Genomic DNA, 6,571 nt, shown 5'->3' on the forward strand with positions numbered 1-6,571 from the left:
TGAGCCTGATGTGTCCCTGATCAGCGCAGCTGAGCCTGATGAACTCTGTGTGGTTTACGGGAGGATGCTAAACATATTAGCGGTGTCCTGATGTTCGCGACGCTGCGTGGCGGCCTCCTCCACGGCGTGAAGGCTCCCTTGTGCAGTGGCCATTGTCAGCAGACTCGTGGCCTGGACATTTTGGATCATCGCATCGTGAATCTGCTTGAGGACCAGACCGTTGGTCACGGTGGCCTGCATAATATTTCCCGAGCGGGAAAGCTGACCAAGCGTGCCGGCGTTATCCTTAAGGCGCTTGTCCATCATGCCCAAAGTGTCGGCTGCAATAGCTGCGGCATTGGCGGCCCCGGCGATTTGTCCCTGTAACAGTTTCGCTTCTGAATCGGTGCCGTTGACTATCCGATTTGGGTCCTTCGCAATGTTACGGGCCATAATCGAAGCTGGCGCCCGAGCATCAAACATCTGCTCCTCCAGCTTATTGCTCGACGGGTAGTGATTTCCTTGGTTAAGTGAGCTTAGCAGTCCCGTGACAGCGAATGACGACGTTAGAATTGTCACCATTTCAATCGTGGTAGCGAGCGTCTCGATTGACCTCTCAAGGATCGCCGCATTGGAAAGCGCTGTTAAGGTCGCTTGTGTTTCTGTTACAGGGTCGCTGACGATAAATTGCGAACGGGCCTGTCCGTGAAGCAGAAGGGAAGCAGCAAGGGTCGTTACTGCAAGTTTGGCAAATTTCATGAATATTCCTCCGTCAGTCTTGAACTTCGTGGTACCGGGCCATGAACTTGTCGAGCCACCCACTTGGGGCGTCTCCGTGCTGGTTACGAAGCTGGTCGGCAAAGCGCACTGTGTTGGCCCGCCCCGAGAGTACGGCTACGTACTCGCGCATCTGCCCAAGATCGAATTCGCAAACAATACTCCCGCTATCGCGCTTGAGCAAAAACTTGCGGCTGCCGATTGCCATTCCCTGGCGGATTGCCTCGAACTCCTGCGCAGTGCACTTCAAGCCATCGACATACGCAGAGCGGTCCGCCGTCGGTGATGGGTAGAAAATTTTCGTCATACATTGCGCAACGAGACTAGCTCCGAGAGGCGATTCCAGAACGTGTTCAGGCTGCTGCGTTGCGAGTATCAACATGCCGTTGTTTTTGCGGACCGTGAGCAAGAACTTGTCGATAACGGCCGAGAATTGGGGGTTGAGTAGATAGAATCGAAATTCGTCGCAGCTCATGACGAACCGACGACCATCGACGATAGCGCCCACTCGATGCAGAAGGTATGCGGCGGCCGGTGCACAGACCTCCTCATATTCCAGGAGCTGCGTCATGTCGAAGCCAGTAATGGAGGCATCCAGCCTTACTTCGTCCACGTCGCCGTCAAAGGCCCATCCAAGCGCCCCCCCTCTACACCACCGCTGCAGCCGTGCTCCTGCGCCCTCGGAGGGGCTGTGCAATAGGAACTCGCGCAGGCCCGCAAGTGAGCGCATAGGGGGTTCGAACGAAAGCTGACGAACAATGCCGCGTTCCAGCCGACGGCTTTCCTCCGGCGAGATCGGACCACGGCCGTCACTCTCGATCAGGGCCATCAACCACTCGCGCAGAAAGTCCCGGGAGGCGGAGGTGTTGTCCAGTCCACGCAGAGGGGCCAAGCCGCTCGGAGCGCCTCTGCGCAACGCAAGATATGTCCCTCCCGTGGCTCGCACCAGCAGTTCACCACCCCGATCCTTGTCGAAGAAGACGATCGCACCATTGCGATCGACCAAGCTTTGCTCAAGCATCGCGAGGACAAAGGTCATCAGCGTCGTCTTGCCTTTGCCAACGGGCCCGAATATTGCCGTCATGCCGACGTCATTCTCATGGGGGATGTAGTCGAAAGAAGTTCCACCGTTTGTGCGAAAGCGCGCAACAGCATTGCCCCAGTGGCCGGAACTGGAACCGCTTGGGAAGTTCTCAAATGAGACGAGCCCGGCAAAATTGTGTGAGGTGATCGCCCCCGGGCGCGTGCGCCACCTGTTGTTCCCCGGAAGTTGGGACCAATATGCGGCCTCCATGCCGATGCCCTCTTGGACGATAACGGCGCCCGCGTCGGCCAGCCGTGCGCGGGCACTTGCTGCGCGATCTGCAAGGCTATTGAGGCTGTCGGCATAGACGCACAGGCTCAGATGATGCGAACCCATCACGAATTCGTTGCTTGCCAGTGCGTCCTCTGCCTCGGCAAGTTCATTGATCTGGGTGAGAGCCTTGTCGCCGGCACTCGTCATCTGGCTGGACTTAAGGCTTAGTTTGGCATGAGCTTGTGGGCGAGTGAGGAAGGAAAAGCTCTGGCTCAGGACAAGCGGGAAGTTGGCGGACAGCAAGGAATTTAGCATGCCCGGCCGCGTCGTCGCCGGATATTCACGGAACGAAAACAATGATCCGACGGAGCTATCCCCGGGCCTTCGAATCTCAAGCGCCCGCTTCCCGCAGATGACCTGGTCAGTGTAGATCGAGGCGCCAAGTGAGCCGGTAACCATCGGAACCGGAAGAAACCGGCAAGTCATCATGAGCCGAAGCGCCTCGCCGATTTCCGTGAAGAGCACGTTGCCTTTCTCACGAATGCCCAACCGGCGCAGACCGTAACCGCCGAGTGCGCCAGCAGTGATGTGCCAGAGGTCTTCCAGGCTCCGCATTTGGGTGGCTAGATCGTGCTCATTCCGTCTGCGGGACTTGGCAATCCGCAAGCCGATCTTGCCGATTGCGGTGCGGGGGGACACGATCAAAGTGAGGAAGTGATCGTTGCGAAAGAGCTTTCCCGACAGCACACGACGCTCGTAGGCCTCGCTCAGACTGCCAGCGAATGCACTTTGAAACTGGCGCGGCGCCGGCGCCGGCACATCGTTGTGTCTCACAAGATGAGCGTATATCGAGACATTGTCATCGGCGATGTTGCGCAAGAGAGTGTTGAACGCGCGGCAGCGCGAGTTGCGCATCTCAGCGTCTTCCAAATCAAAGGGCACACCGTTCACATGTGCCATGGCCATGATCGATCCGTCTTCCAGAAGGACAACCTGATCGCTTACGTGACCAACATACGGAAGGTAGATCTCGCCAGACCTCTCGGTCCGGCCGCTGGCGCCGAACATTACACCATTCCTCTTCCGCGTTTCGGCACTCTGATCGGATTGGCGCTGACGCTTGCGCCTCCCCAGACCGGCCCGTCCACGCTTCTGCCGGCCGTCTGCAAATAGAGCAGCACGACGCTTGCCGCGTTATAGTCACGCTCAACAACCAGCCGTGCTCCGAACCAGAGTGGCACGAGAACGATTTCGTAGAGCGGGTTCTGAAGGATAATGATAACAAGCCCAGCCAACATCATGAGCAATCCGGCCAGCGTCAGCGGCACCCCCAGAAACAGTGCGGGGCGCGTCGCCGCCACATAGAGGGTGCTCACTTCCAACCGGTCGCTCATCAGCCGCCGCCTATGAGCGCCTTGCCCAGGAAGCTGGCCCCGAACATGATGACGATCCCTCCAACGACACCCGCAACCAGGCCAAGTGAAGCACGACCGAACATCCAAGAGATACCGATGGCTACGAGCCCGAGCACGGCCAGTGATTGTCCAAAGGGGCCAAGTATGAACGTGCAGATATTCTGGACCATCTTGGCAGGATCCGTCCCTCCGGTCACCTGAGCCGCGGCTGGCCCGCTGTAGAAGACCGTCCACGCCGCGCCTGCAGCAGCGGCCGGTACATATTCAGCCGCCATGCGCAGCATGGAAAAAGGCGAAGGAACACGCGTTTTAAGCGCACGAAGTATCTTGAGTGGCGTCATCATTGCATCTCCATGTTTCAATCGAATACGAGTTTGTTCGGGTTCGAGGGTTCCCGTGCTTTCGCAGCCTGGCTGCCTGTCGGATCGGAGGGATCGGCCCCGGAGCGGTCTGGCTGATACGAGCCCCAGATGTCCCAAGAATCTTGGTTGGGCTGCTTCTTTCTATTGGCCTGTTGGCTCTGCTGGAGCAGAGGCGGCACGGCTTTCCGACCGGGTGCCTCAAGGTGCGGCACATCTCGAGCAGTCGGCTCCAGCGTTCTCTCAAGGAGACTTGAGATGTCCTTTGCGGCCGACTCGACCTTGCGTACATAACCGTTGGCGAAGCCATGCGTGACGTCGCCCGTGTTATAGGCCGAGATGGCACGGCGAAGCGCCAGTTGCTGTGCCACAGCAGTGGTGCCGCCGGCATACCGGCTTTCAAGCAGGTGGGCGGCAGCCGAAAGCGAGGCGCAGGGCTCGAAAGCCCTTTCCGGCGTGAGATTGAGCATGGCAAAGTTCTTGCTGTTTATCTGCATCAATCCAACATCGACAGAATGTTGTGCTTCGAGGCGTTCCTTGATGCCCCGCGTGGCTTCCAGGTGGTCTATCCAGCGAAGCTGCTCACCTGTGGTGTTGTCATGAGCCACCAGCGTTTCAAAGCCACTTTCAATCTTGGCAATCGCGGCCAGGGTGGACGGCGCAACCCAGGGGGCGCATTTGCGCGACAGGCTGCGGAACTCACGCGGAGAAAGTGGCGCGGGCTCGGCTGGGAGTGACATGGATGTCATCAGGACGATGGCCAGCGGCCAAGCTGCAATAAACATTCCCTATCACCTACCTTTCCAAGCCGCCGGACGGGTTCTGGCCCTGTCCGGCACGCGCTTATCGGGGAGGTTTGTTACTGTGTGATGTTCAAGTTCAGCTTTTCGGTTTCAATTGAAGCAAAGACCGTGTTCGTATCAGCGTGGGTGAGCATCTTGCGCATGCGTGGGTGGCGCGGGCACGATCAGCCAGCGACATCCGGAGCATCTTGGTACAATGACTCCTGTACAGGATTGCTCGTCCCGGCCGTCCGTTGCTCCTGGAGTGTGGGCCGCGACTTTGGCGTCATGGACGGTACTTCTGTCAGCGCCAAGCCAAGGACAAAATGGGGAGCTTGGCGGGCTTGTTCAGGCTCGGGATCACCGTGGGGAATCGACTAAGGCGATAAAGCGGCCCAACTTTGCCGGTATGCTGCCGGTCCTTAAAGAGCAGCCATGCGCGGCCCTGCATACTCAGATCATAGCTTGAGACGCGAGCTCGTCCGCGAAGCTGGCTCGAAGGCGCAAATCCGCGGCGGCGAGGGTCAACTGGGAAGACGTGGCGGCGCAGCCCATCCTGGTGCGAGCCTCGTTCAGCTGTTCGGCCGCCGCCGCCAAAGGGTGGATCATGCACAGTCCCATCGGCAGATAACCGCACGTCATTGACGCAGTCCGACGGCGCAATGGACAAGCATAGTGACACGCTCAAGATGGAGGAGTTGCAGTAACTGAGAAATGTTAGCCCGGACGTTCACCGCAACCGGCGACCTGCCGGTCGCCGAACAGCATTTGAGGCCGCCGGCCACCTTGGACGAAGCCGGCTTGGCAGGAGACACACTATTTTGCACAAGGCCGCTGCAGCGAATCACGGTCTTCTTCCGCCGACCGCCTCTCCGATCAAGCCAAACGCCGCGCTGCTCAACCATGTCCGAGCTGGATCCACGAGCCGGAGGATATCGAGATGATCCAGGTCCGCAAACTCCAGGATGACCAGGATGCAAGGGCATAGCAGGAAACTTGGCATCCATGAGGTCGAACTTGAGTGATATTGGCAGGCCTGCACCAACGGGGGAGCTCGAAGCGAAAAAGCGAAGGACCACACGGCAGGGTCATGTCGGCGCTGGGACCTGTCTGGTGGCCACGGGCTGCCTTGGTGCGGTCAATTCGCTGGGGATGAAAGGAACAGGACGAGCACGGCCTCACATTGGCCGCACGCAACGGCGAGTGGTATCAAGGAGCAGCTGTTCTGGGTCGGTGCCCCAGGGTTGCTCGGCAACAGGTTTAGACAAGGGGATTCAAGATTGAAGGTGTGCCGTTGAAACATGTTCTTGTCATTGACGATGATGCCGCAATGCGGCGCCTCATCGCCGAGTATCTCACGATGCATGCCCTGAAGGTAACCGCAGTCCACGATAGCAAGCAGTTTGACTATGTTCTTTCACGTGAGCCANAAAAGTGGTTGCACTGGAGCTCGGCGCAACCGATTTCATTCCCAAGCCTTTCGGGATGCGCGAATTCTTGGCCCGCATTCGAGTAGCGCTACGCCAGCGCATTTCTAGTCCGCGAACCAGAGAGCAGCGCTCATTTCGCTTTGGGGCCTGGAAGCTAAGCGTGAAGCAGCGGCGACTGATCTGTGCGGAGCGTGGCGAGGTCAAGCTTACCGCATGTGAGTTCAATCTCTTGATCGCATTTCTGGAGAACCCCCGCAACGTGCTATCCAGAGAACGGCTTTTGCTCGCGAGCCGTGTGCGTGGAGAAGAGGTGTACGATCGAAGTATCGATGTCCTAATCATGCGCTTGCGCCGAAAGCTGGAGGCTGATGCGGCCAACCCTCGCCTGGTCAAAACATCCCGTGGCGCAGGGTACTTCTTCAACGCTGACGTAGATGTTAGCTACGGAGGCACGTTGGCCGCGTGACAGTGAGCTATGCTGGAGATTGGGGTGACGAGGCTGATCAAGCCTTCCAACAGTACCAGCCTGATC

General features: G+C 58.3%; 5 protein-coding genes and 1 pseudogene. 1 reads left to right on the forward strand and 5 read right to left on the reverse strand.

Annotation, left to right across the window (positions count from 1 at the left end; all coding sequences use genetic code 11):
* Positions 1-54 precede the first annotated feature (54 nt).
* The 5 genes from X728_RS137805 to X728_RS137785 all read right to left on the reverse strand — a co-directional run bounded on the left by X728_RS137805 (position 55) and on the right by X728_RS137785 (position 4,612).
* Positions 55-738, reverse strand: a complete 684-nt coding sequence (locus X728_RS137805) for a type VI secretion protein (RefSeq protein ID WP_023673704.1) — start codon at positions 736-738, stop codon at positions 55-57.
* A 13-nt stretch (positions 739-751) separates the two neighbouring features.
* Complete coding sequence (locus tag X728_RS137800; RefSeq protein ID WP_023685155.1) at positions 752-3,121, reverse strand: VirB4 family type IV secretion/conjugal transfer ATPase; 2,370 nt, start codon at positions 3,119-3,121, stop codon at positions 752-754.
* Positions 3,121-3,447: a type IV secretion system protein VirB3 gene (locus X728_RS137795; RefSeq protein WP_023673706.1), complete on the reverse strand. Its 327-nt coding sequence runs from the start codon at positions 3,445-3,447 to the stop codon at positions 3,121-3,123. The genes X728_RS137800 and X728_RS137795 overlap by 1 nt, the downstream gene beginning before the upstream one ends.
* On the reverse strand, positions 3,447-3,752 hold the full coding sequence (gene virB2, locus X728_RS137790; protein WP_023673707.1) for a pilin major subunit VirB2: 306 nt from the start codon (positions 3,750-3,752) through the stop codon (positions 3,447-3,449). Before virB2 ends, X728_RS137795 begins: the two co-directional genes overlap by 1 nt.
* Before the next feature lie 74 nt (positions 3,753-3,826).
* Entirely contained in the window at positions 3,827-4,612 is a 786-nt protein-coding gene (locus tag X728_RS137785; protein ID WP_023673708.1) for a type IV secretion system lytic transglycosylase VirB1, read from the reverse strand.
* A 1,291-nt stretch (positions 4,613-5,903) separates the two neighbouring features.
* Here X728_RS137785 and X728_RS01000000167380 point away from each other — a divergent pair.
* Positions 5,904-6,505, forward strand: a pseudogene (locus tag X728_RS01000000167380) (winged helix-turn-helix domain-containing protein).
* Positions 6,506-6,571: the final 66 nt, after the last annotated feature.

Origin of the sequence: Mesorhizobium sp. L103C119B0 (assembly GCF_000502235.1) — a bacterium.
Lineage (GTDB): Bacteria > Pseudomonadota > Alphaproteobacteria > Rhizobiales > Rhizobiaceae > Mesorhizobium.

Bases quoted from the DNA above. Each gene is read 5' to 3' on its own strand.
- X728_RS137805 (WP_023673704.1), bottom strand. From the start codon at position 738: ATGAAATTTGCCAAACTTGCAGTAACGACCCTTGCTGCTTCCCTTCTG.
- X728_RS137800 (WP_023685155.1), bottom strand. From the start codon at position 3,121: ATGTTCGGCGCCAGCGGCCGGACCGAGAGGTCTGGCGAGATCTACCTT.
- X728_RS137795 (WP_023673706.1), bottom strand. From the start codon at position 3,447: ATGAGCGACCGGTTGGAAGTGAGCACCCTCTATGTGGCGGCGACGCGC.
- virB2 (WP_023673707.1), bottom strand. From the start codon at position 3,752: ATGCTGCGCATGGCGGCTGAATATGTACCGGCCGCTGCTGCAGGCGCG.
- X728_RS137785 (WP_023673708.1), bottom strand. From the start codon at position 4,612: ATGTTTATTGCAGCTTGGCCGCTGGCCATCGTCCTGATGACATCCATG.